The organism is Streptomyces rubradiris, assembly GCF_016860525.1.
Taxonomy (GTDB): Bacteria; Actinomycetota; Actinomycetes; order Streptomycetales; family Streptomycetaceae; genus Streptomyces; species Streptomyces rubradiris.
Window position 1 is genome coordinate 496,832 of sequence record NZ_BNEA01000015.1, and the last position, 22,385, is coordinate 519,216.

The 22,385-nt window shown below is 73.9% G+C and carries 21 protein-coding genes, 1 pseudogene and 1 riboswitch; of the genes and pseudogenes, 8 read left to right on the forward strand and 14 right to left on the reverse strand.

Features of this window, described 5'->3' with window-relative positions; genetic code table 11:
* Positions 1 to 32: 32 nt before the first annotated feature.
* The 3 genes from Srubr_RS15625 to Srubr_RS15635 all read right to left on the reverse strand — a co-directional run bounded on the left by Srubr_RS15625 (position 33) and on the right by Srubr_RS15635 (position 2,188).
* Positions 33 to 662, reverse strand: a complete 630-nt coding sequence (locus Srubr_RS15625; protein ID WP_189988899.1) for an MBL fold metallo-hydrolase — start codon at positions 660 to 662, stop codon at positions 33 to 35.
* Entirely contained in the window at positions 662 to 1,750 is a 1,089-nt protein-coding gene (locus tag Srubr_RS15630; RefSeq protein ID WP_189988901.1) for an S-(hydroxymethyl)mycothiol dehydrogenase, read from the reverse strand. The genes Srubr_RS15625 and Srubr_RS15630 overlap by 1 nt, the downstream gene beginning before the upstream one ends.
* Before the next feature lie 123 nt (positions 1,751 to 1,873).
* Entirely contained in the window at positions 1,874 to 2,188 is a 315-nt protein-coding gene (locus Srubr_RS15635; protein WP_189988903.1) for a hypothetical protein, read from the reverse strand.
* Positions 2,189 to 2,362: 174 nt separating this feature from the next.
* Between Srubr_RS15635 and Srubr_RS15640 the strand changes: the two genes are divergently transcribed.
* The 3 genes from Srubr_RS15640 to Srubr_RS15650 all read left to right on the forward strand — a co-directional run bounded on the left by Srubr_RS15640 (position 2,363) and on the right by Srubr_RS15650 (position 5,232).
* On the forward strand, positions 2,363 to 2,728 hold the full coding sequence (locus Srubr_RS15640) for a nuclear transport factor 2 family protein (RefSeq protein ID WP_189988905.1): 366 nt from the start codon (positions 2,363 to 2,365) through the stop codon (positions 2,726 to 2,728).
* 94 nt (positions 2,729 to 2,822) lie between these two features.
* A riboswitch (ZMP/ZTP riboswitch) is annotated at positions 2,823 to 2,903 on the forward strand.
* A gap of 26 nt (positions 2,904 to 2,929) precedes the next feature.
* Positions 2,930 to 3,787, forward strand: coding sequence for a bifunctional 5,10-methylenetetrahydrofolate dehydrogenase/5,10-methenyltetrahydrofolate cyclohydrolase (locus Srubr_RS15645; RefSeq protein ID WP_189988907.1), 858 nt, complete (start codon positions 2,930 to 2,932; stop codon positions 3,785 to 3,787).
* 215 nt (positions 3,788 to 4,002) lie between these two features.
* Positions 4,003 to 5,232: a glycosyltransferase gene (locus Srubr_RS15650; protein ID WP_189989772.1), complete on the forward strand. Its 1,230-nt coding sequence runs from the start codon at positions 4,003 to 4,005 to the stop codon at positions 5,230 to 5,232.
* A 297-nt stretch (positions 5,233 to 5,529) separates the two neighbouring features.
* Here Srubr_RS15650 and Srubr_RS15655 read toward each other — a convergent pair whose 3' ends face one another.
* The gene (locus Srubr_RS15655; protein WP_189988909.1) at positions 5,530 to 6,555 is read right to left on the reverse strand and encodes an alcohol dehydrogenase catalytic domain-containing protein; all 1,026 of its coding nucleotides are present in this window, start codon (positions 6,553 to 6,555) and stop codon (positions 5,530 to 5,532) included.
* Between the two features lie 59 nt (positions 6,556 to 6,614).
* Positions 6,615 to 7,200 (reverse strand): annotated as a pseudogene (locus tag Srubr_RS15660) (TetR/AcrR family transcriptional regulator); the annotation flags it as partial.
* 219 nt (positions 7,201 to 7,419) lie between these two features.
* On the opposite strand from Srubr_RS15660, the gene Srubr_RS15665 reads away from it, so the two are divergent.
* Both Srubr_RS15665 and Srubr_RS15670 read left to right on the forward strand, forming a co-directional pair.
* Positions 7,420 to 8,673 (forward strand): YncE family protein, encoded by a 1,254-nt coding sequence (locus Srubr_RS15665; RefSeq protein ID WP_189988911.1) that lies wholly within the window; start codon positions 7,420 to 7,422, stop codon positions 8,671 to 8,673.
* 482 nt (positions 8,674 to 9,155) lie between these two features.
* On the forward strand, positions 9,156 to 10,262 hold the full coding sequence (locus Srubr_RS15670) for an XdhC family protein (protein WP_189988912.1): 1,107 nt from the start codon (positions 9,156 to 9,158) through the stop codon (positions 10,260 to 10,262).
* A 16-nt stretch (positions 10,263 to 10,278) separates the two neighbouring features.
* Here the strand turns inward: Srubr_RS15670 and Srubr_RS15675 are convergent, their stop codons facing one another.
* Together Srubr_RS15675 and Srubr_RS15680 are read right to left on the reverse strand one after the other, a co-directional pair.
* The gene (locus Srubr_RS15675; RefSeq protein ID WP_189988914.1) at positions 10,279 to 10,869 is read right to left on the reverse strand and encodes a GNAT family N-acetyltransferase; all 591 of its coding nucleotides are present in this window, start codon (positions 10,867 to 10,869) and stop codon (positions 10,279 to 10,281) included.
* Positions 10,870 to 11,242: 373 nt separating this feature from the next.
* Positions 11,243 to 11,743 (reverse strand): metallophosphoesterase family protein, encoded by a 501-nt coding sequence (locus Srubr_RS15680; RefSeq protein WP_189988916.1) that lies wholly within the window; start codon positions 11,741 to 11,743, stop codon positions 11,243 to 11,245.
* 445 nt (positions 11,744 to 12,188) lie between these two features.
* Between Srubr_RS15680 and Srubr_RS15685 the strand changes: the two genes are divergently transcribed.
* Positions 12,189 to 13,757: a pectate lyase family protein gene (locus tag Srubr_RS15685; RefSeq protein WP_189988918.1), complete on the forward strand. Its 1,569-nt coding sequence runs from the start codon at positions 12,189 to 12,191 to the stop codon at positions 13,755 to 13,757.
* Between the two features lie 107 nt (positions 13,758 to 13,864).
* On the opposite strand, the gene Srubr_RS15690 is transcribed toward Srubr_RS15685, so the two are convergent.
* The 3 genes from Srubr_RS15690 to Srubr_RS15700 form a co-directional block, all read right to left on the reverse strand.
* Complete coding sequence (locus tag Srubr_RS15690; RefSeq protein ID WP_189988920.1) at positions 13,865 to 14,875, reverse strand: SDR family oxidoreductase; 1,011 nt, start codon at positions 14,873 to 14,875, stop codon at positions 13,865 to 13,867.
* An 89-nt stretch (positions 14,876 to 14,964) separates the two neighbouring features.
* Positions 14,965 to 16,074, reverse strand: coding sequence for an enolase C-terminal domain-like protein (locus Srubr_RS15695; RefSeq protein WP_189988922.1), 1,110 nt, complete (start codon positions 16,072 to 16,074; stop codon positions 14,965 to 14,967).
* Between the two features lie 2 nt (positions 16,075 to 16,076).
* Positions 16,077 to 19,121, reverse strand: coding sequence for an FAD-binding and (Fe-S)-binding domain-containing protein (locus tag Srubr_RS15700; protein ID WP_189988924.1), 3,045 nt, complete (start codon positions 19,119 to 19,121; stop codon positions 16,077 to 16,079).
* 126 nt (positions 19,122 to 19,247) lie between these two features.
* Here Srubr_RS15700 and Srubr_RS15705 point away from each other — a divergent pair, with 126 nt between their 5' ends.
* Complete coding sequence (locus Srubr_RS15705; protein ID WP_189988927.1) at positions 19,248 to 19,685, forward strand: MarR family winged helix-turn-helix transcriptional regulator; 438 nt, start codon at positions 19,248 to 19,250, stop codon at positions 19,683 to 19,685.
* Positions 19,686 to 19,825: 140 nt separating this feature from the next.
* Positions 19,826 to 20,410, forward strand: coding sequence for a hydrolase (locus tag Srubr_RS15710; RefSeq protein ID WP_189988930.1), 585 nt, complete (start codon positions 19,826 to 19,828; stop codon positions 20,408 to 20,410).
* A gap of 239 nt (positions 20,411 to 20,649) precedes the next feature.
* On the opposite strand, the gene Srubr_RS15715 is transcribed toward Srubr_RS15710, so the two are convergent.
* From Srubr_RS15715 to Srubr_RS15730, 4 genes are all read right to left on the reverse strand, one after another.
* On the reverse strand, positions 20,650 to 21,018 hold the full coding sequence (locus Srubr_RS15715; RefSeq protein WP_373313325.1) for a DUF6479 family protein: 369 nt from the start codon (positions 21,016 to 21,018) through the stop codon (positions 20,650 to 20,652).
* A gap of 48 nt (positions 21,019 to 21,066) precedes the next feature.
* The gene (locus Srubr_RS15720) at positions 21,067 to 21,348 is read right to left on the reverse strand and encodes a hypothetical protein (protein WP_189988932.1); all 282 of its coding nucleotides are present in this window, start codon (positions 21,346 to 21,348) and stop codon (positions 21,067 to 21,069) included.
* A 161-nt stretch (positions 21,349 to 21,509) separates the two neighbouring features.
* Positions 21,510 to 22,031 (reverse strand): GNAT family N-acetyltransferase, encoded by a 522-nt coding sequence (locus Srubr_RS15725; protein ID WP_189988934.1) that lies wholly within the window; start codon positions 22,029 to 22,031, stop codon positions 21,510 to 21,512.
* 137 nt (positions 22,032 to 22,168) lie between these two features.
* Positions 22,169 to 22,372, reverse strand: a complete 204-nt coding sequence (locus tag Srubr_RS15730) for an MbtH family protein (RefSeq protein WP_014676677.1) — start codon at positions 22,370 to 22,372, stop codon at positions 22,169 to 22,171.
* Positions 22,373 to 22,385 lie beyond the last annotated feature (13 nt).

Consider the following 22,385-nt stretch of genomic DNA (forward strand, 5'->3'; position numbering starts at 1 on the left):
TCTTCTGTCGGTGTTCCGGCGGGCGCCCGGAATCAGTGCCCGCGCTCGATCCACTCCTGGAGGTGCGGGGCCTCCGCACCGATGGTGGTGGCGTCGCCGTGCCCGGTGAGGACCTTGGTCCCGGCCGGCAGGGTGAGGAGGCGGTCACGGACGGAGTCGATGATGGTCGGGAAGTGGGAGAAGGAGCGTCCGGTGGCGCCCGGGCCGCCCTGGAAGAGGGTGTCGCCGGTGAACACGGTGCCGAGACCGGGGTCGTAGAGGCAGACGGCGCCCGGGGCGTGTCCGGGGGTGTGCAGGACGGTGAGGTCGGCGCCGGCGGCCTCGATGACCTGGCCGTCGAGGAGGTGCCGGTCGGGTTCGCGGTCCGGGTGGGTCTGCCGCCACAGCGGCAGGTCGTCGGGGTGCAGCCAGATCGTGGCGCCGGTCAGGTCGGCGAGGCGCGGCGCCGCGTTGACGTGGTCGTTGTGGGCGTGGGTGCACACGATGGCGGTCAGCCGGCGGTCGCCGACGGCGCGGGCGATGGCCTCGGCGTCGTGGGCGGCGTCGATGACGATCACCTCGCGGTCGTCGCCGACGAGCCACACGTTGTTCTCCACGTCCCAGGTGCCGCCGTCCAGGGTGAACTGGCCGCTGGTGACGAGGCGTTCGATCCGCGCGGTCATCACAGCACCACCACCGAGCGCAGCACGTCACCGTGGTGCATCCGCTCGAACGCCTGCTCCACCTGGTCGAGTCCGACGGTCTCGGTGACGAACGCGTCGAGCGGCAGGCGGCCTTGCAGGTGCAGGTCGATCAGCATCGGGAAGTCGCGGCTGGGCAGGCAGTCGCCGTACCAGCTCGACTTCAGGGCGCCGCCGCGGCCGAAGACGTCCAGCAGGGGCAGTTCGAGCTTCATGTCGGGGGTGGGGACGCCGACAAGGACGACGGTGCCGGCCAGGTCGCGGGCGTAGAAGGCCTGCCGGTAGGTCTCGGGGCGGCCGACGGCCTCGATGACGACGTCGGCGCCGAAGCCGCCGGTCAGCTCGCGGATCGCCTCGACGGGGTCCGTTTCCCTGGAGTTGACGGTGTGGGTGGCGCCCAGGGTGCGTGCCGTCTCCAGCTTGCGGTCGTCGATGTCCACGGCGATGACGCGGGCCGCGCCGGCCAGGTTCGACCCGGCGATGGCCGCGCCGCCGACACCGCCGCAGCCGATGACGGCGACCGAGTCGCCGCGGCCGACGCCGCCGGTGTTGATCGCGGCGCCGATGCCGGCCATCACCCCGCAGCCGAGGAGGCCCGCGACCGCCGGGGAGACGGCCGGGTCGACCTTGGTGCACTGGCCGGCCGCGACGAGCGTCTTCTCGGCGAAGGCGCCGATGCCGAGGGCCGGGGACAGCTCCTGGCCGGTGGCGGCGAGGGTCATCTTCTGCCGGGCGTTGTGGGTGTTGAAGCAGTACCAGGGCCGGCCGCGCAGACAGGCCCGGCACTGCCCGCACACCGCACGCCAGTTGAGGATGACGAAGTCCCCGGGGGCGACGTCGGTGACGCCCTCGCCGACCGACTCCACGACGCCGGCGGCCTCGTGGCCGAGCAGGAAGGGGAAGTCGTCGGAGATGCCGCCCTGCTTGTAGTGCAGGTCGGTGTGGCAGACCCCGCAGGCCTGGACGCGTACGACGGCTTCGCCGGGTCCCGGGTCCGGCACCACGATCGTCTCGACCCGTACGGGCTCGTCCTTGCCCGGTGCGACAACGCCGCGTACTTCCTGCGCCATGGCCTGTCCCTTCATCGAATGCCTTCGCCGACGACCCTACGACGCGGCCGGCCGGCAGCGGGAAGGGTCACGCACATGATCGCGGATCTTTCCGGCCGCCGTCGGCCGCGGCGCGGGCGGGGGTCAGCGCAGGCGGACGGGGACGGCGTTCACCAGGCCGAGCAGGGGCGCCGCGGGGGCGACGACCTGCTCCACCTGACGCAGCTGGTTCAGTTCGCGCAAGTGCTTCAGCTCCTGCACCTGTTCGCTGACCTTCGGCACGCGGTCGCGGTACGGGGCCGGGATGTCACCGGCGGTGAGCGAGTCCAGCGTGGAGAGGGCGGCGAGCTTTCCGACGACGGGGACGCCGGTGCCCGCCGCGTCCGCCTGGGGTGCGGCGATGCCGGCGATCCCGGCGGCCAGACCGACGGCGGCGGCGATGCGACGTGTTGAGATCATGCCCTCAGCAACGGCCCGGTCGCCCGGCCGGACACGGGTGGCCCGGTGGGCTCACCCGTGAGGCGGACCGCGGCGGCCGGGCTTGCCGGGGCCGCCGGGGCGGAGGAGTCTCGTCAGGGGGGACCCGTGGCGGTCCGCTCACGGGCGGGCCGCGGGCGCCTGAAGGAGGTCACCATGGGCAGCGCGACAGGCTCCGCTTTCGACGCCGGGACACTGCGCCGGGGCATAGAGGGCGACACCGGCAACACCCTTCTGTCGCTCTACGCGGACGACGCGCGGGTCCGCATCGTCGACCGTGTCCACCAGCCCAGTCACCCCACGGAGCTGCACGGCCGGGTACAGATCGCCGAGTTGCTGGACGACATCTACCGCCGCGACATGACGCACAAGCTGGAGCAGTGCGTCATCCAGGGCGACCACGCCGCCTACAGCGAGTCCTGCGAGTACGCGGACGGCACCCGGGTCCTGGCCGAGTCGATGCTCACGCTGCGGGACGGCAGGATCGCCGATCAGCTGATCATCCAGGTGTGGGACGAGTAGCCCGGCCCGGTGGTACCGGGCTCGGGGCGGACGGCCCCGGCCCGGCGGCGGAGGAAAGGCGGTCCGAAGGTCGTACGCACGCTCGGTTACGCTGTACGCGGGCCGTGACTGGCGCTGAGGTGGAGCACCACCGGGGAGCGGCCCGTGAGGTCAGCCGCGCGCCTGGGCGAGAAGAGTCGATCCAGTCCAGGAGTGTGCAGCATGACCCAGACCCGGGCCGCCCGTCTGATGGACGGCACCGCGCTCGCCCGCCGCATCGTGGAGGACACCGCGCGGCGGGCCGCCGAGCTCACCGAGCGCACCGGCACCGCGCCGTGTCTCGCGACCGTGCTGGTCGGCGAGGATCCCGCGTCGGTGACCTACGTCCGCATGAAGCAGAACCGCTGCCGCAAGGCCGGCATCACCTCCCGGCACGTCGCCCTTCCGGCCACCACGACGACGGACGAACTCGTCGCTACGCTGCGGGAGTTGTCGGCCGACCCGGGGGTGCACGGCATTCTGCTCCAGCACCCGGTGGGCGACCACATCGACGAGCGGGCCGCGTTCGAGGCGATCGCGCCCGAGAAGGACGTGGACGGTGTCACCTTCGCCTCGTTCGCCACGATGAGCTTCGGGCTGCCGGGCTTCGTCTCCTGCACGCCGGGCGGCATCGTGCGGCTGCTGGACGAGTACGGCGTCGACCCGGCCGGGAAGCGGGCCGTGGTGGTGGGCCGCAGCGCGATCCTCGGCAAGCCGGTGGGCATGCTGCTGCTGGCGCGGGACGCGACCGTGACGTACTGCCACTCGCGCACCCGGGACCTGTCGGCGGCGGTCCGCGAGGCCGACATCGTCGTGGCCGCGGTGGGCCGGCCGCGGCTGATCCGCGGGCAGGACGTCAAGCCGGGCGCGGTCGTGATCGACGCGGGCTACAACCCGGGGAACGTGGGCGACGTCGACTTCGACTCGGCCGTGGAGCGGGCCTCGCTGATCACGCCGGTGCCGGGCGGGGTGGGTCCGATGACGATCGCCACGCTGCTGGAGCAGACGGTGACGGCGGCCGGCCGGCAACTCGGCGCGTAGGGGCGGCGGTACGGGTGCGAGGGCCCGGGGTGCCCGGCCGGGACCGGAACCCACGGCCGTACTCGGCAGCTCGCTGCCGGTGAACCAGCCGGGCCCCGCCGACCCTCACGGTGTTCAGTGCCGGCGCCACGCGCGTACGTACCGGGCATTCGCGCCGACGGGCGGGCGCCGTGGCCGCGGGAGCAGCCATACTGGCGGTCGTGCGCGTTGCGGTCATGACGGCGGGTTCCCGGGGTGACGCCGCCCCCTACACCGGGCTCGGGCACCGGCTGGCGCTGGCCGGGCACGAGGTCACGCTGGTCACCCACGGCCGCTTCGAACCGCTGGTGGCGGGGTCGGGGGTACGGTTCCACGCGTTGCCGGTGGATCCGCTGGCGGAACTCCGGTCGCCGCGCGGCCGGGGTCTGCACCGCAGCGCCAGCGGGGCCGGGAAGCTGGTGCGCGTGGTGGATCTGGCGCGGCGCCTGGTGGGACGGATGACCGAGGACCTGCTGGAGGCGGCGCGGGACAGCGAGGTGCTGCTGCTGTCCGCCTCACTGGCCCCGCTCGGGCACACCATCGCCGAGGGGCTGCGGCTGCCGAGCCTGGGAGTGTATCTGCAACCCCTCGCCGCCACCCGGGAGTTCGCCCCGCCGGTGCTCGGCGGCGGCGCCTGGGGCGGGCCGGTGAACCGGCTCGCCGGACAGGGGGTGAGCCTGGCCGTGGAACACGTCTTCTCCGGCGCGGTGCCGGCGTTGCGCGAGCGGCTCGGCCTGCCCCCGCTGGGCGCCACCGCGGCCCGGCGGGCCCGGGAGCGGCGGCGCTGGCCGGTGCACCACGGTTTCAGCCCCCTGGTGGTGCCCCGGCCCGCCGACTGGCGGGCGGGGCTGGAGGTGGGCGGCTACTGGTGGCCGTACGACGTCGAGAGCCGGCTTCCCGCCGAGGTGGAGGAGTTCATCGAGGCGGGGCCGCCGCCGGTCTTCGTCGGGCTGGGCAGCGCCACCGTGCCGGACGCCGGGCGGCTGAGTACGCGGGTGGTGGCGGCGCTGCGGCGGGCCGGGCTGCGCGGGGTGATCCAGCGCGGCTGGGGCGGGCTCGCGGCCGACGGGGACGACATGCTGACCATCGGCGAGGTGCCGCACTCGCTGCTCTTTCCGAGGATGGCCGCCGTGGTCCATCACGCGGGCGCGGGCACCACGGCGGCGGGGCTGCGCGCCGGAGTGCCGGCGGTGCCGGTGCCGGTGCAGTTCGACGCGGGTTTCTGGTCCGCCCGGCTGGTCGCGCTGGGGGTCGCCCCGGCCGTCGTACCGTTGCGCCGGCTGACCGGGGACGCGCTGGCCACGGCGCTGGTACGGGCCACCCGGGACCCTGCGTTCCGACGGTGCGCCGAGGCCCTGGGCACCCGCATCCGCGACGAGGACGGCACCGCGCCGGTACTGACCGCCCTGGCCCGGCTCGCCGGCTGAGCCCGGGCCTGCCGCCCTCGCCTCGGCCGCCTTCGACGGCACACCGGCACCCGGGCATGCCGGCTTCCGGAAGCGCACTGCGCCAGCCCCCGTGCTCTCGCCGCCCCGGACCCGCTCACCAACCGATCCGGACCTGCCGCCCGCGCCCCCGCACCCGGCCGTGCCCGCCGGCACACCGGCCGCCGGGGGATGTCGGATCCCGGCCGGGCACCGTGCCATGCCCATGCCCGCCGCCCGGACCGGCTCGCCAGCCGGCCCGACCCGGCCGCCCACCGCCTGGGCCCCGGCCCCCGGGCGTCAGCCGGTGGTCAGCACCATGCGGAAGCGTGCCGCGCCGGACAGCATCCTGTCGTACGCCTCCCCGGCCCGTTCCAGCGGCACCGTCTCGGTCATCGGGCGGATGCCGTGCAGGGCGCTGAAGGCCATGGTGTCCTCGATGTCCCGCGCGGTGCCGGAGGGGTGCCCGCGGACCACCCGGCCGCTCATGATCAGTTGCACCGGGCTGATGCCCAGCGGTTCGGGTGTGGCGCCGATGACGGTCAGTTCGCCGCGCGGGGCCAGGCCGTCCACGGTCGCGGTGATGGCCTCGGAGTTGCCGGCGGTGGCCAGGACGGCCCTCGCCCCGCCGAGGGCGGCCAGGGCCTCGGCGACCGGGGTCGACGCCGTGCTGTCGACGTAGTGGTGGGCGCCGAGCCGCTTGGCGAAGTCGGCCTTCCCGGCGCCCCGGGCGATCGCCACGGTCTCGAAGCCCATCGCCACCGCGTACCGCACGCCGAGGTGGCCGAGGCCCCCGAGGCCGAGCACCGCGACCAGGTCGCCCGGCTCGGCCGGACCTCGCCGCAGCCCGTTGTACGTGGTCACGCCCGCGCAGGCCAGGGGCCCGGCGTCGGCCGCCGAGAGCGCGTCGGGGATTCTGGCCAGGGCGTCGACGGGTACGGTCGTCAGCTCTCCGAAGCCGCCGTCGTAGGCCCAGCCGGGGACCTTCAGGGCGGCACACACGATGAAGTCGCCCCGGCGGCAGGACGGGCAGTGGCCACAAGCGCCGCCGAACCAGCCGACGGCCACCCGGTCGCCGACGCTCCAGCCGCGCTCCGGGGTGCCCTCGCCCAGTTCCTCGATCCGCCCGGCGATCTCGTGCCCGGGGACCTCGGGGAAGGTCACGCCCGGCAGCCCGCCGCCGACGAACAGCGCGTCGCTGTGGCAGACTCCGCACGCCTCCACGGCGATCCGCACCTGCCCGGGCCCCGGCGGGCGGATCTCCCGCTCGGCGAGTTCGAAGGTGCCGTTGGGTTCGGTCACCTGGGCGACGCGATAGGTGCTCATGGCGCTCTCCGGGAATCGGGGCGACGGCCTTCGTCCCCAGCAGACCAGCTCCTGGCGGATCACGCGCGCCGAGCCGAACCGCACCCCCGCCGACCTGCGCGAGCGCCGTCCCAGCGGGTTGCGGGGCGCCAGTCCTCCGGCCGGAGCATGCCCAGCAGCAGCCGGACCGGTTCGTCCACCACCTCGTCCAGCGTGGCGTCCGTCCAGCCGGCCGTCCAGTCGTGCGTCAGCCCGTTGACGCTGCCGATGAAAGCCGTGGCCGCCGGCCGGTAGTCGCGCGGTGCCGCCTCCCCGCGGGCCACGGCCGCGTCCGCCTCGGCCGCGTCCGCCTCGGCGCGGATCAGGTCGGCCCAGCGGGCGCGGCGGGCCAGGCGCTGCGCCCCCGGCCGGGGGCTCTCCGCGATGATCTCCATGAAGGCGATCCGGATGCGGTGCGGGTCGGAGGTGATGGGCGGAACTCCTCGTAGAACTGGCGGGTGGACAGGCCGGCGGCCTGGCTGAGGGCGGCGATCGTGGTGCCGCGGTAGCCGGGGCGTCGCCGGACAGCCGCAGCGCCGCGTCGAGGAAGCGACGGCGCCGCTCGGCCTGCCGTTCTTCTGCGGACCGGCCGCCGTAGCGTCCCGTCGGCGCTCCGAGCCTGCCGCCCGACGTGTCCCCCTGCCGTCGCCCTCCGGTCGCCCGTGGTCGGCCATGGTCTTCCCCGGTGGCCCAATCTTGTCGTGCACACGTCTTGTCGAGAAGGCCGCTCCCTCCTTACTTTTCAGTAAGTTCCTCGTGAATGCGGCCGTGTTCAGATCCCGGACCCCCTCCGGCTTCCCTCGGCTCCCCTGCCTTCCCCGACCTCCCCGAGGAAAGAGAGCCGTCATGGCCGCCTCCAGAACCAGGCACCTGTGCTCCGTGGCCGTCGCCCTCACCCTGGCCCTCGCCGGGCCGGCGGCCGCCGTCTCCGCGCCTTCCGCCGCCCCCGACGGCCTGCGCGAGGTGCTGTTCGTCGGCAACAACTGGGACGGCACCGCCGATGTCATCCGGCCCTCCGGTGACTACGCGAAGATCGGCCGGATCAGCGTCGTCCCGGACAAGGACGCGCGGATGGCGGAGATCAACACGGACCCGGTCAAGTGGATCTACTTCCAGGCGATCCGCAACAGCGTCGGCGAGGGGCACGACCAGTTCGCCGACGACATGTACTCCACTCCGGACGGCCGGTCGGTGGTGGTGTCCCGGCCGAGCTTCGCAGACGTGGTCTCCATCGACCTGGCCGACGGGGCGGTCAACTGGCGCTTCCCGGTGGCCGGTTACCGCGCCGACCACATGGCGGTCTCGCCGGACGGCACCCGGGTGGCGGTCTCCGCGTCCACCGCCGACACCGTGCATGTGCTGGACATCGCCACCGGGCGGCAGCTGGGGTCGTTCAAGACCGGCGACAAGCCGCACGAGAACGTCTTCAGCAAGGACGGCAAGTATCTCTGGAACATGTCCATCGGCGAGGTCAACACCGACCTGGACGGCCCGGGCTGGGACTGGACCAAGGGCGACCGGCACCTCACGGTCGTGGACGCCACGACGTTCCAGCAGGTCAAGGTCATCGACATGCGGCAGCGGCTGGACGCGTTCGGGCTGGAGGACTTCTCCGACGCGGTCCGCCCGGCCGTGTTCTCCCCCGACGAGTCCAAGCTCTACTTCCAGGTGTCGTTCTTCAACGGCTTCTTCGAGTACGACGTCGCCACCGACAGGATCACCCGGATGAAGACGCTGCCGAAGAACCCGGCGACCAGCGAGGACCGCACCACCTGGGTCAACGACTCGCGCCACCACGGCATTGCGATGAACCCGGCGGGCACCGAGCTGTGCGTGGCGGGCACCATGGACGACTACGCGGCCGTGGTGGACCGCGCCTCGCTCCAGGAGGGGCCGCTGGTCCCGGCGGCCAAGCCGTACTGGGCGACGGTCAGCGGGGACGGCAAGGACTGCGTCGTCTCCGAGAGCGGCGCCGACCAGGTGACGGCGATCGACTTCGCCACCGGGCGGAAGGTGGCGTCGGTCGCCGTCGGCGACCACCCGCAGCGCGTCCGGCTGGGCCGTGTGCCCGCCGACTGGACCGGCCCCGCCGGTAGCTGACGCGCCCTCGGACCGTGGTCTCCGGGGTGCCCCACTCACCCCGGAGGCCACGCCGCTCGGCTGCCGGAAGCGTGCCGCCGCCCACCCGGCCGGCTCGGTCCGCGCCGCGGCGAGCAGGTCCGCCGGGGGCGCCGTGGCTCCATCCGCGCCGCGGCGACCAGGTCCGCCGGGGGCGCCGTGGCTCCGTCGGCGACCAGGGCGAAGCGCGGGGCACCGGAGTCGGCACCGGTGAGCAGCAGCCGGCGGCTTCCGGTGCCGCCCGGCTACGGGGCCACGCCGACCGGGGGGCCGAGGTGTGGGCGGGGGGCCGTACACCGTAGCCCCCAGTAAGCCGCCCGGCGGCCGGCCCGCCCGTGCCGGTGCCGGGGGATGCCCGGATTGAGCGTGGGCACCAGGTGTCATGTCCTTGAGACGGTGCCGTGCGACGGAACGGCCGCGAGGCACCTGTGGCGGGTGAACGTTCAACGAAAACGGAGCGGGCGATGCGTGACATTCTCGCGGCGCTGGACCGGTGGTACGCCGCCCGGCTGCCGTTCGGGCTGGCCACGGTGGTCGAGGTCAGCCGCAGCGCGCCGCGCGGGCCCGGCGCCGCCATGGCGGTCGGCCCGGACGGCGAGGTGGTCGGCAGTGTGTCCGGCGGCTGTGTGGAGGGCGCCGTCTTCGAGCTGGCACAGGAGGCCGCCGAGAGCGGTACGGCCCGGCTGGAGACCTTCGGGTACAGCGACGAGGACGCGTTCGCGGTCGGGCTGACCTGCGGCGGTGAGATCACCGTGCTGGTCCGGCAGGTGACCTGGGCCCGGGATCCGGCGTTCGGCGCGGTCGCCGCGTCCGTCGCCGCCGGTGAGCCGGTCACCGTGGCCACCGTGGTCGACGGGCCGGCGCCGCGCGGGGCCACCCTCGCCGTGTGGTCGCGGACGGCCGCCGGCGGTCTCGGCACCCGGGGGCTGGACGCGGCCGTCGCCGCCGACGCGCGCGGCGAACTCGCCCTCGGCGCGACCGGCCTCAGGCACTACGGGCCGCACGGGGAGCGGCGCGAGGACACCGTGACCGTGTTCGTGCAGTCCTTCGCGCCGCCGCCGCGCATGCTGGTGTTCGGCGCCATCGACCACGCCGCCGCCGTGGCCCGGATCGGGGACTTCCTCGGCTACCGGGTGACCGTGTGCGACGCCCGCCCGGTGTTCGCCACGCCCCGCCGGTTCCCGGAGGGCGTGGAGGTGGTCGTGGACTGGCCGCACCGGTACCTGCGCGGCACGCCCACCGACGCGCGGACGGTGATCTGCGTCCTGACCCACGACCCCAAGTTCGACGTGCCGGTGCTGCGGGAGGCGCTGCGGCGCCCGGCCGCGTACATCGGGGCGATGGGCAGCCGGCGCACCCACGACGACCGGCTGCGCCGCCTGGCCGAGTCCGGCCTCTCCGACGCGGAACTGGCCCGCCTGCGCTCCCCCATCGGGCTGGACCTGGGCGCCCGGACACCGCAGGAGGTGGCGGTGTCGGTGGCGGCGGAGATCGTGGCGCTGCGCTGGGGCGGTACCGGTGCGCCCCTCAGCCGCACGAGCGGGGCGATCCATCCGCGGGAGGCGGACTGACGCCCGTGCGGCGGCGCTACCCGGCGTCCCCGGCCACCCTCGCGTGCAGGTGCTGGTCGTGCCAGCCGTCGGCGTGCAGGAGGGCGCTGCGCTGGGTGCCCTCGTAGCGGAAGCCGGCGCGCTCCGCGACCCGGCAGGAGGCGGGGTTGGCCGTGGAGTGGCACAGGCGCAGGCGGTGCAGTCCCAGGTCGTCCAGGGCCCACCGGGTGAGCCGGCGGACCGCCGCCACGGCGAGGCCGGCGCCGCGGGCCCGGGGCAGCAGCCAGTAGACGAGTTCGGCGCTGCCGCCGGCCAGGTCCACGTCGTTGAGCCCGGCGAGTCCGGCCGCCGGGCCGTCCGGCCGGGCGAGGGCCCAGACCGCGCCGGTCTCGGCCCGCCACCGTTCGTGCATACGGGCGATCCGGTCGCGGGCCTGCGCGGCGTCGGCCACGGTGAACAGGTTCCACCGCCGGATGTCGGGGTCCTGCCCGGCGGCGAGCAGCGCCTCGGCGTCCTCGGGCCGCCAGGGCCGCAGCCGGAGGCCGTCCGGCAGGTCGAGCACGGGTTGCGCGTGGCCGGCCATGCGGCCCGCGGGTACGACATCGGGTATGCCGCCGCTGGAGATCATCCCGGCATCCTCGCACAGGCGCCGCTGGGGGTTGTCCGGCGGCCCGTTCTCGCCCTCCGCGGAGGCCGGCCCTGTTGGTGGTGAGCGGATGGTTGCTGAGGAGGCGCCGACCACTTCCGCCGCGTAGGTCACGGGGGGCGCTGTCCGGGTTCGAGGATGCGGTGACCGCTACGGCGAACGCCCCGGGCGTGACGCCGGCGGTGAGCGCGGGGGCTTCGGCCCCGCCGTTCTTGTCCGTGGGCACCTGGACAGTCCGCTGACCGCCGGTGAAGGCCCGAGCCGGTGCCGCCGGTGACCCTCGGGTTCGATCCATGCGGGGGTGAGCGGCATCGCCTGAGCGATCCGAGGAACGGACGGTGCCGGGCCCGGCCGGCTAGCGCCGCGGCAGCTGATGGAGGGTCACGTCCGTGAGCGCTCCGTCGGCCACTGTCGCGGTGAGGTAGGTGCAGTGGGGCTGGCGGCGGCGGTCGGTCGGGGAGCCGGGGTTGAGCAGGCGCAGCCCGCCGGGGGCGGTGGTGTCCCAGGGGATGTGGCTGTGTCCGAAGACCAGGACGTCCAGGTCCGGGAAGCGGGCCGCGCACCGGGCCTCGCGGCCTTGGGCGGGGCCGGTCTCGTGGACCACGCCGAAACGCAGGCCGCCCAGTTCGGCACGGGCCACCTCGGGCAGCCGGGCGCGCAGCTCCGGGCCGTCGTTGTTGCCGTACACACCGATCAGCCGGCGGCTGCGGCTCTCCAGCAGGTCCAGGGTGGCGGTGTCGACCCAGTCCCCGGCGTGGAAGACGACATCGGCGTGCGGGAGTTCGGCGAGCAGTTGCTCCGGGAGCCGCTTGGCCCGCTTGGGAAGGTGGGTGTCGGACATCAGCAGGAGGCGCACGCCGTCAGCCTAGTACCGCGACGGTGCCCGCTCCGGGAGATGGCCAGGTCAGGGGCTGACCGCGCGCCGAGGGGCGACAGGGGCGGCGGGAGTCCGGGAGGACGTGGTCGTGCGCGTTGCCCGGCCGGGCGCGCCGCCGCGGCGGGCGGCCGCCCTCGCCCCTCGCTCTCGCCCGCACTCTCCCGCTCGGAGGGCCGTACGAGCCGCGCACCGGCCCGGAGAGAGCGTTTTCTCCCACCCGTCGCCGTGAGCCTCTCCCGATCGGAACGACAGGTTCCGTAACTGTCCGAAACCTTGCCGTCAACCGGAGGTCACCCTATTCTCACGGCGCGGAAAGCGCTTTCCCGCGTTCGGCTCAGCACGGCAGCACCCCCCACACCGCACGAGGAGCACCACCCAGAATTCGAGCCGCGTCCGGCGGCGAACGACCGAGTGGGAGACGACGATGAGACGACCAGTCGCCATGCGACTGTACGCGGCCCTGGCCACGCTGGGTGTGGCCGCCGCGACCGGCATGCTCGTGGCGATGCCCGAGCAGGCGTCGGCCGCCGTCGGAGGCGCCACGGGATACGCGACACAGAACGGCGGCACCACCGGCGGCGCGGGCGGGCAGACCGTGCGGGCCACCACCGGTACCGCGATCCACGCGGCCCTGTGCTCCCGGGCCGACAGCAGCACCCCGATCACCATCCAGGTCGAGGGCACCATCAACCACGCCAACACCAGCAAGGTGTCCGGCAGCAGCTGCAACACCGCCGACGGCGTCATCGAGCTGAAGCAGATCAGCAACGTGACCATCGTCGGGGTCGGCAGCGGGGCCGTCTTCGACCAACTGGGCATCCACATCCGCGAGTCCCGCAACATCGTCATCCAGAACGTGACGGTGAGGAACGTCAAGAAGTCCGGCTCCCCCACGTCCAACGGCGGTGACGCCATCGGCATGGAGAGCGACGTCCGCAACGTCTGGGTCGACCACGCGACGCTGGAGGCCTCAGGCGGGGAGGACGAGGGCTTCGACGGGCTCTTCGACATGAAGGACGGCACCCAGTACGTCACCCTGTCGTACAGCGTGCTGCGCAACTCGGGCCGGGGCGGTCTCATCGGGTCGAGCGAGAGCGACTTGTCGAACAGCTACATCACGTTCCACCACAACCTGTACGAGAACATCGACTCCCGCGCTCCGCTGCTGCGCGGCGGCACGGCCCACATGTACAACAACCACTACGTGCGCCTGAACAAGTCCGGGATCAACTCCCGGGCCGGCGCCCGCGCCAAGGTGGACAACAACTACTTCGAGGACTCCAAGGACGTCCTGGGCACCTTCTACACCGACGAGCTGGGCTACTGGCAGGTCGCCGGCAACACCTTCGACAACGTGACCTGGACCAGCCCCGGCACCGACAACCACCCGGCCGGCCCGGACCCGCAGTCCAACACCACCGTCTCCATTCCGTACGCCTACACGCTCGACGCCGCCGGTTGCGTGCCCAGTGTCGTGGGCCAGACGGCGGGCGCAGGCAAGGGGCTGCGCGTCTCCGACGGCAACTGCACACCGCAGACGCCGACACCGACACCGACACCGACCTCCACGCCCACTCCCACGCCCACCCCCACGCCGACCCCGACGCCCACGCCGACGCAGCCCGGCGGGACGAACCTCAGCATCGGAGCGGGTTCCGACGGCTCCAGCAAGGCCAACGGCACGAGCTACGGCAACGTGCGCGACGGTGACCTGAACACCTACTGGTCGCCGGTGGGCACGACCGGCTCGATCTCCATCAAGTGGGGCTCGCCCACCGCCGTCTCCTCGGTCAACATCCGGGAGACGGCGGGGACCTCGGGCCGCATCGGCTCCTGGCGCGTCCTCAACGGCGACACCGGGGCGGTGCTCGCCTCCGGCAGCGGTGCGGGCGTCATCTCCCTCCCCCGGACGACGCTGTCCAAGGTCACCTTCCAGATCACCGGCGCGAGCGGCACCCCGCAGGTCGCCGAGTTCGAGACGTACGCCGGGTAAAAGCGCACCACCGGGGATCGGGTCGGTGTCCGTGGCCGTGCGTGCCTGCGCCGGACACCGGCCGGCCCCGGAGCGTGGACGGCTCGCCGGGGGGGGGCGGGCCGTGCCTAGGCCGCTCGTCCCGTCAGGCGGCGTACGCCGAGGGTGGTGCCCAGCACGGCGGCGCCGGCGCCGAGGGCGGTGGCCGCGGGGTGCCGGAGCAGGGTCTCCTGCCAGGAGCGGGTGTGCGCGGTGTCGTCGAAGGCGCCGTGCGCGCCCTGGTCGTCGGCCGGGGTGCGGTCGACCGGTTCGAAGAGGTTGTCCAGGTGGGCCGGCGGGACGCTGTCGGTCTGCTGGGACTCGAAGCCGGTGCGGGCCAGATAGCGGTCGAGCGGCGCCGGGAAGAGCCGGTTGGCCCAGATGGTGGCGACGGTGGAGGCGCCGACGTAGTACTGCTTGCGGCGCGGGTGGTCGGCCGCGTACAGCACGCCCCGGGCGGCCACCTCGGGCTGGTAGATCGGCGGGACCGGCATGGGGTGCTTGGCCAGCCGGGAGCGGACCCATTCGAACTGCGGGGTGTTGACGGCGGGCATCTGGGCGACGGTGATGCGCACGTTGCTGCCGCGGTGCAGCAGTTCGGTGCGCACGGAGGAGGTGAAGCCGTTGATGGCGTGCTTGGCGCCGCAGTACGCCGACTGGAGCGGGATGGACCGTTCCCCGAGCGCGGAGCCGACCTGCACGATCGTGCCCCGGTCGCGGGGCAGCATGCGCTTCAGGGCGGTGCGGGTGCCGTTGACGAAGCCGAGGTAGGTGACCTCGGTGACCCGTTTGAACTCCTCGGCGGTGATCTCCTCGAACGGCGCGAACACCGTGGCGAACGCGCAGTTGATCCACACGTCGACCGGCCCGAAAGCCTGCTCCGCGGCGTCGGCCGCCGCCTCCAGCTGCGCCGGGTCGGCCGCGTCGGCGACGTGGACCAGGGGCCGTCCGCCGAGCGCCGCGACCTCGTCGGCCGCCGCGTGGAGACCGCCCTCGCCGCGCGCGACCAGGACGACGTCGGCGCCACGCCGGGCGTACAGGCGGGCGGTGGCGCGGCCGATGCCGGCGCTGGCGCCGGTGATGACGACGGTGGGGGGCATGGTCCTTCTCCTCTTCCAGCACGATGTCCGGCACGGTGTCCGGCGTTTTGTACGGCGTGGTGTACGGCCCGGTGTCCGCGCCTTCCGGCTCACTCCGTCCGGTACGGCGCCGCCCGCTCGCGCGCGAGCGTGAGGCCGAGCCCGGGTGCCCCGTCGGCGCCCGGGGTGACGCTGCCGCCGGCCGGGTCGAGGACGCCGTCGAACAGCAGGTGCTCGATGCGGACGTGGTCGTGGAACCACTCCAGGTGACGGAGGTTGGGCACGGCGGCGGCAGCGTGGGCGTGGGCGTGCGGCGCGCAGTGTCCGGAGATGTCGATCCCGCGCGCCTGGGCGAGCGCGGCGGCGCGCAGCCAGACGGTGATGCCGCCGCACCGGGTGACGTCGGCCTGGAGGCAGTCGACGGCCCCGGCGGCCAGCATGTGCTCGAAGTACGGCAGGGTGTAGCCGTACTCGCCGGCGGCGACGTCGAGCGGGATCCGGCCGCGGATGCCGGCGAGGACGGTGAGGTGGTCGGAGGAGACGGGTTCCTCGAACCAGGTGACGCCCTGGTCGGCGAGCGCCCCCGCGACCCGTACCGCCTGGCCGCCGGTGTAGCCGCCGTTGGCGTCCACGTACAGCTCGGCCGTGTCGCCGACGGTCGCCCGCGCGCGGGCGACGCGTTCCAGGTCGCGGTCCTGCCGGGCGCCCCACGACTCCCCGATCTTGATCTTGACGCGGGGGATGCCCTGGTCCTCGGCCCAGCCGCGCAGCTGGCGTTCCTGCCGACCGGCGTCGTAGGTGGTGAAGCCGCCGCTGCCGTAGACCGGCACATCGGTGCGGGCGGCGCCCAGCAGGTGGACGAGGGGCAGGCCGAGCAGACGGGCCTTGAGGTCCCACAGGGCGATGTCGGCGGCGGCGATCGCCTGGGCGGCGAGGCCGGGCAGTCCGGCGTTGCGCACGGCCCGGCACATCCGCTCGTTGGCACGCGGCACGTCGTACGCGGACAGGCCGGTCACGGTGCCGGCGAGCAGTTCGCGGACGAGGTGGGCGGTGGCGGCGGGTGCGTAGGTGTAGCCGAGCCCGGTGGTGGTGCCGGAGCGGGCGGTGACCAGGACGAGGGTGGTCCTGTCCCAGGCGAGGGTGCCGTCCGCCTCGGGGGCGTCGGTGGGCACGGTGTAGACGGCGGTGTCGACCGCGTCGACGGCCGGCTGGTCGCTCATGCTCACCTCCCGGGCCGGCGCAGCCCGCCCACCGCGGCGGCGGTCCCCGCGGCGAGGGCGGCCACCAGGGCGGCGGTCGCCCAGCCGGCCGTACGGGACGGCTCGGCGGGGCGGACGGCCAGCCGTTCGGGCCGGTCGCTGGGCAGGTTGCCGTCGAGGGCGAACGCGAGGGCCTCGGCGAGGTGCAGCGCGCGGCGGCCGGTCGCGCCCTGTTCGATCTGGGTGCGGCAGCTGAAGCCGTCGGCGATGACCAGGCTGTCCGGGGCGGTGGCGCGTACGGCGGGCAGGACGCCCAGTTCGCCGACGGCCATCGACACCTCGTGGTGGCCGCGTTCGAAGCCGAAGTTGCCGGCCAGGCCGCAGCAGCCCTCGTCGAGCACCTCGGTGTCGAGGTGGGCGCGGCGCATCAGTTCGCGGTCGGCGTCGAACTTCATGACGGCGTGCTGGTGGCAGTGGGTCTGCACGGTGGCCCGCCGGGACAGTCGCGGCGGCTGCCAGTCGTCGGGGGCGTGGTGGACGAGGTGTTCGGCGAAGGTGCGCACCTGTCCGGCCAGCCGCTGGACGTCCTGGTCGCCGGGCATCAGCTCGGGGGCGTCGGCGCGGAAGACGGCCGTGCAGGAGGGCTCCAGGCCGATGACGGGCGTACCGGCCTCCAGGTAAGGCCGCAGCACACCGAGGGTCCGCCGCAACACCTTTTCGGCGGTGACGAGTTGGCCGGTGGAGATCCAGGTCAGTCCGCAGCACACCGGTTCGGTGGGGACGGCGACGCGGAAGCCGGCGTCCTCCAGGACGCGGACGGCGGACCGGGCGATGGCAGGGTGGAAGTAGGTGCTGAAGGTGTCCGGCCACAGCACGACCGTGCGCGGGTCGGCCGGGTCCGGTTCCGGCCGGTCGCGGGACCGCCACCACTGGACGAAGGACTCCTCGGCGAACACCGGTGCCTCGCGGGCCGGGTCGACGCCGGCGAGCCGCTTGCCGAGGCCGGCCAGACCGGGCGCGTGCAGCGCGGAGTTCACCAGCCGGGGCGCGGTGCGGCTGAGCCGGGCCCACAGCGGGAGCCAGCCCATGGAGTAGTGGGCCATGGGGCGTTTGCGGCCCGCGTAGTGGTGGGAGAGGAACTCGGCCTTGAGAGTGGCCATGTCGACGCCGGTCGGGCAGTCGGACTTGCAGCCCTTGCAGGCCAGGCAGAGGTCGAGCGCGTCGTGGACGGCGGTGGAGCGCCAGCCGTCCTCGATCACGGAGTCCGCATGCCCGCCGAGCATCTCGAACAGCAGCCGGGCCCGGCCGCGGGTGGAGTGCTCCTCCTCCATGGTGGCCCGGTAGGAGGGGCACATGACGCCGCCGGTGTGGCCGCGGCAGTTGCCGATGCCGACGCAGCGCATCACCGCGCGCTTGAAGGAGTGTTCGTCCTCGGGGTAGCCGAAGTGGGTGGCCGGGGTGGCGGGCCGCCAGGCGGGGCCGAGCCGCAGCTGACCGTCGACCGGGTTCGGGTGGACGACCTTGCCGGGGTTCATCCGGTTGCCGGGGTCGAAGAGCGCCTTCAGCTCGCCGAACGCGGTCACGAGCCGCTCGCCGAACATCCGGGTGAGCAGTTCGCCCCGGGCCTGGCCGTCCCCGTGTTCGCCGGACAGGGAGCCGCCGTAGGAGGCGACGAGGTCGGCGGCGCGCTCGGTGAACCGCCGGAAGACGGCCACGCCTTCGGCGGTGCGCAGGTCGAAAGGGATACGGGTGTGCACGCAGCCCTGTCCGAAGTGGCCGTACAGGGACGGGTGGCCGTAGTCGAACTCGGCGAACAGGCCCTTCAGGTCACGCAGGTAGTCGCCGAGCCGTTCGGGCGGTACCGCGGAGTCCTCCCAGCCCTCCCAGGTCTCCCGGTCGTCCGGCGGGCGGGCGGTCACGCCGAGCCCGGCCTCGCGGGCCTTGAGCATCTTCTGCTCGCGTTCGGGGTCGTCGGAGAAGGCGACGTTCCGGTCCTTCTCGTCGCGGCCGAGGGCGTGCAGCAGCGCGTGCGCCTGCTCGTCGACGTCCTCCTGGCTGTCTCCGCTGTACTGCACCATCAGCCAGCTGTCGCCCTCGGGCAGCACGGCCAGCGAGTCGAGGTAGGCGCCCTCCTCGCGCATCAGCTGGGCCATCCGGTCGTCCAGGGCCTCCAGTTGGGTGGGGTGGCAGTGCTGAAGCAGGCGGGGTACGTCGTCGGCGGCGGCGCAGATGTCGTCGTAGCCGAGGACGAGCAGCGACTGGTACGCCGGCACGGGCACGAGGTCGAGTTCGGCGCGCAGGACGGTCACCAGGGTGCCCTCGCTGCCGACGAGCGCCTTGGCCACGTCGAAGCCGTTCTCGGGCAGCAGGGAGTCCAGGTTGTAGCCGGAGACGCGGCGCGGGATCTTCGGGTAGCCGCGGCGGATGTCGGCGAGGTACTCGGTGGCGACGCGGTCCAGGCCGGCGTAGACCTCGGCGAGCCGGCCGCCGCCGGCGATGATCCGTTCCCGCTCGTCGGGCGGGGTGGGGCCGACCCAGGCGCGCTGCCCGTCGTAGGTGAGGATCTCCAGCCGGCGGACGTTGTCGACGGTCTTGCCGTAGGCCTGGGCGGAGGCGCCGCAGGAGTTGTTGCCGATCATGCCGCCGAGCGCGCAGTGGCTGTGGGTGGAGGGTTTGGGGCCGAACTGGAGCTTGTGGCGGGCGAGTCGCCGGTTGAGTTCGTCCAGGACGATGCCGGGTTCCACCACGCAGGTGCGCCGTTCGGGGTCGACGGAGAGCACGCCGGTGCAGTACTTGCTCCAGTCGATCACCACGGCGGTGTTGGTCGACTGTCCGGCGAGGCTGGTGCCGCCGCCCCGGGAGAGGACGGGGGCGTCGAAGCGCGCGCACACCGACACCGCGCGGGCGCCCGCCTCCACGGTGCGGGGCACGACGACGCCGATCGGGATCTCCCGGTAGTTGGAACCGTCCGTGGCGTAGGCGCCGCGGCTGCCCGCGTCGAAGCGGACTTCGCCGTCCACCTCGGCGTGGAGAGCCGCCTCCAGGCCGGACCTGTCCGCAGGGGTCATGAGCGCTCCTTGGGTTCACCGACGTGCTGGCCTGTCCGAGGCCCGGCGAGTACCCCGGCAAACAGCCAGTCAAAACTGAACAGTCCAAACTGGACAGTCACAGCTGTCGGTCATAGCCTGGCGCGCATGGCCGACATCTCCGACTCCGCCGCCCGCACCGCACGTGATCTGCGCGTGGTGTTCAGCAGGCTGCGGCGCCGCATCCGTGAGGTCGCGCAGGACACCGACCTCAGTCCCTCGCAGGAGTCGGCGCTCACCCTGGTCGGCAAGCACGGCGCGGCCACGGCCAGCGCGCTCGCCGCCGCCGAGGGGGTGCGCCCGCAGTCCATGGCCGTCACGCTGGCCGCGCTGGAGCGGCACGGGCTGATCCGCCGGGCCCCCGACCCCGACGACGGCCGCCGCCAGCTGGTCACCCTGACCGACAGCGGACGGGCCCGCGTCGAAGGCAACCGGCAGGCGCGCGAGGAGTGGCTGGCCCGTGCCTTCGAGGACCGCTACACCGAGGAGGAACGGCGGACAGTCCTCGCGGCGCTGGAACTGCTGGAGCGGCTGTCCGCGCCGTGACCGCGCGGCGTACGGCACGGACCGGCCACGCGGTCGGGTCACGCACCGCCCCGGTCACGATGCCCCTCCTCCCCTCCCTCCTCTCCGACCGTTCCCTCGGCCGGATCACCCCCGAGACACCCGAAAGGTCCGACCGACCCATGTCACTCACCACGCTCGACCCCCGTACCGCCCTCGTCGCGATCGACCTGCAGAACGGCATCGTGGCCATGCCCACGCAGCCCCGCCCGGGCCCGGAGGTCGTCTCCCGCACCGCGGAACTCGCCGACGCCTTCCGCTCGCACGGACTGCCCGTGGTCCTGGTCCGGGTCTCCTTCGCCGCCGACGGGGCGGACGCGGTGCCCGGCCGCACCGAACGCCAGGCGCGCGGGCTCGCCTTCCCGGAGGGGTGGGACGTCATCGTGGACGAGCTGTCCGGCCACCCCGGCGACATCCGTGTCACCAAGCACAACTGGAGCGCCTTCCACGGCACCGACCTGGACGTCCAGCTGCGCCGCCGGGGCATCACGCAGATCGTGCTGACCGGCATCGCGACCAGCATCGGCGTGGAGTCCACCGCGCGCGACGCCTACGCGCACGGCTACCACGTCACCCTCGCCACGGACGCCATGGCCGACGCCGACGCCGAGGCACACGCCAACAGCGTGGAGCGGATCTTCCCGCGGCTCGGTGAGACCGGCACGACCGCCGAGATCGTGGAGCTCCTGGCCAAGACCCGCGGCTGATCGGCTGACGTCCGGCCGGTCACGGGGCCCGTTCGGGGGGAGCCGACCCCGCGGCCGCCTCCGCCGGTCCGCCACCCGCAGCGCGATGCGCTCGGGGGCGAGACCGGCTGGGCCCAGGCCCGCCGCGTCGGTCTTTCGGGCTCCTGCGGGGGCAACTCTCCGGGGCGGCCTTCCCCGGCCGCTTCCGGGAGCCGCGCGCGCTCAGGGGCCGTCCGTCTTCGCCGCGCACGATGGTGGCCTCAGGTCCGGCCGCCCCCGCCGCCGCCGAAGGATCCGCTCGACCCCGGCGTCCAGCGCGGACGGCTCTGGTCGGCGGCGCGCTTGGTGCCGACGTTGCCGAGCTGGTGCGGGGTGAGGCGTTCGCTCTCGTCGGCGGCCCGGGGCACCTCGTCGGGCTCCCGGACCTCGCGGGTCTCGTGCACCGGCCCGCCCGGCGGCATCTTGGGCTGCTCGTCCGGGCGCGGCGGCGCGGGCTCCCGCTCACGCACCTTGGCACCCAGCCGGAACGCCCAGATGATTCCCGCGACGAGGGCCACTCCGGCGATCAGGATCAGGACGTACCCGAAGGTCTGCGCGCCCGTGGCCGCTTGGTACATGGCAGTGTTCATGGACGCCGGGTACCCGGGGCCGGTCGGCGGATGCCTGGTCCGGCGGCCCTACGGGGCTCCGTCCTGCTCGCCGGCCGCCGCGCGTTCCACCTCCGCCTCGACCTCGGCCCGGGGCCGTCCCGTGTCCCGGGCGTACTCGCTCACCGCCGTCTGCACATCGCGGGCGAGGTCGCGCCAGGCCCGCAGGGCGGTCTCGTAGGTGCCCGCCTGGACGCCGGTCAGCCGCTGCTCGGCCGGCGGGCCGTAGGCCTCCCGCAACTCCTGGACCTGGGCCTGGGCGGCGTCGGCCGCGCGTTGCTTCGCGACCAGTTCTTCGAAGGTGTGCGACACGCCAACCGACCTTAGGCAGCTTCGGCGCTCCCGCCCAGAGCGACCTGCCGGAAGTGGCCGCACCCGCACCCGAGTGGCGGGTCGGCCACCGGTCACCGGCTCCGCCCGGCCCCTGTGCGCGGGCTCCTGGGGCGGATCAGGACGTCTCCGGGCCGCCCCGCTCACCCCGGGTCCTTGGTCGGGATGACGAGCAGTTCGGTGACCGAGCCGTCGTCGCCGATGACGTCCCGGACGTGGCGGAAGCCCAGGCGGCGGCACATGGCCAGGCTGGCGGTGTTCTCGGCGCCCACCATGCCGTACGCCTCGGTGAGTCCCAGGGTGTCGGCGGCGTGCCGGAGCAGGCCGCGGACCACCTCGCCGCCCAGGCCGCGCCCCCAGTACGCGGGGAGGAGCGCGGTGACGAGTTCGTGGCCGTCGACGTTGCCGGTCGGCTTGACCTCGGCGTGGCCGACGTAGCGGCCCTCCAGCCACAGGCCCCACACGTCGAACCGGCGCTGGGGGTAGACCTCGGTGAGGATGGCCCGGAACAGCTCGCGGAGCTGCGGTTCGGGCACGAGGTCCTGTCCCATCCAGTGGCACACCTCCTCGTCGCGCAGCAGGGCGACGAAGACGTCCTCGTGTTCGGGCCGGTAGGGGAGGAAGTCCAGGCGTTCGGTGCGCAGGACGGGGGTCTCGGGTGTCATGGCGGGCTCCTCGGGAGTGATGCGGTGCGACGGGGCCGAGGGCGGTGGGGCGCCGGTGCTGCGGCTCGTGTGGGGGGAGGGCAGGGCGCGCCGGGCCGGCGTGTGGCCGGCCCGGCGGGTCCGTGGTGGTACGGCGGTCAGGCGCCGGCGTTCTCCATGCGCTCGCGCAGGCTCTTGGGCCGCATGTCGGTCCAGACCTCGTCGACGTAGGCGGAGCACTCGGCCTCGGTGCCCTCCTTGCCGACGGGCTGCCAGCCGGCGGGCACCTCGATGTCGACGGGCCAGAGGGAGTACTGCTCCTCGTCGTTGCGCAGGACCTGGTAGCGGGTGTTCTCGTCCATGTCGTCTTCCTTC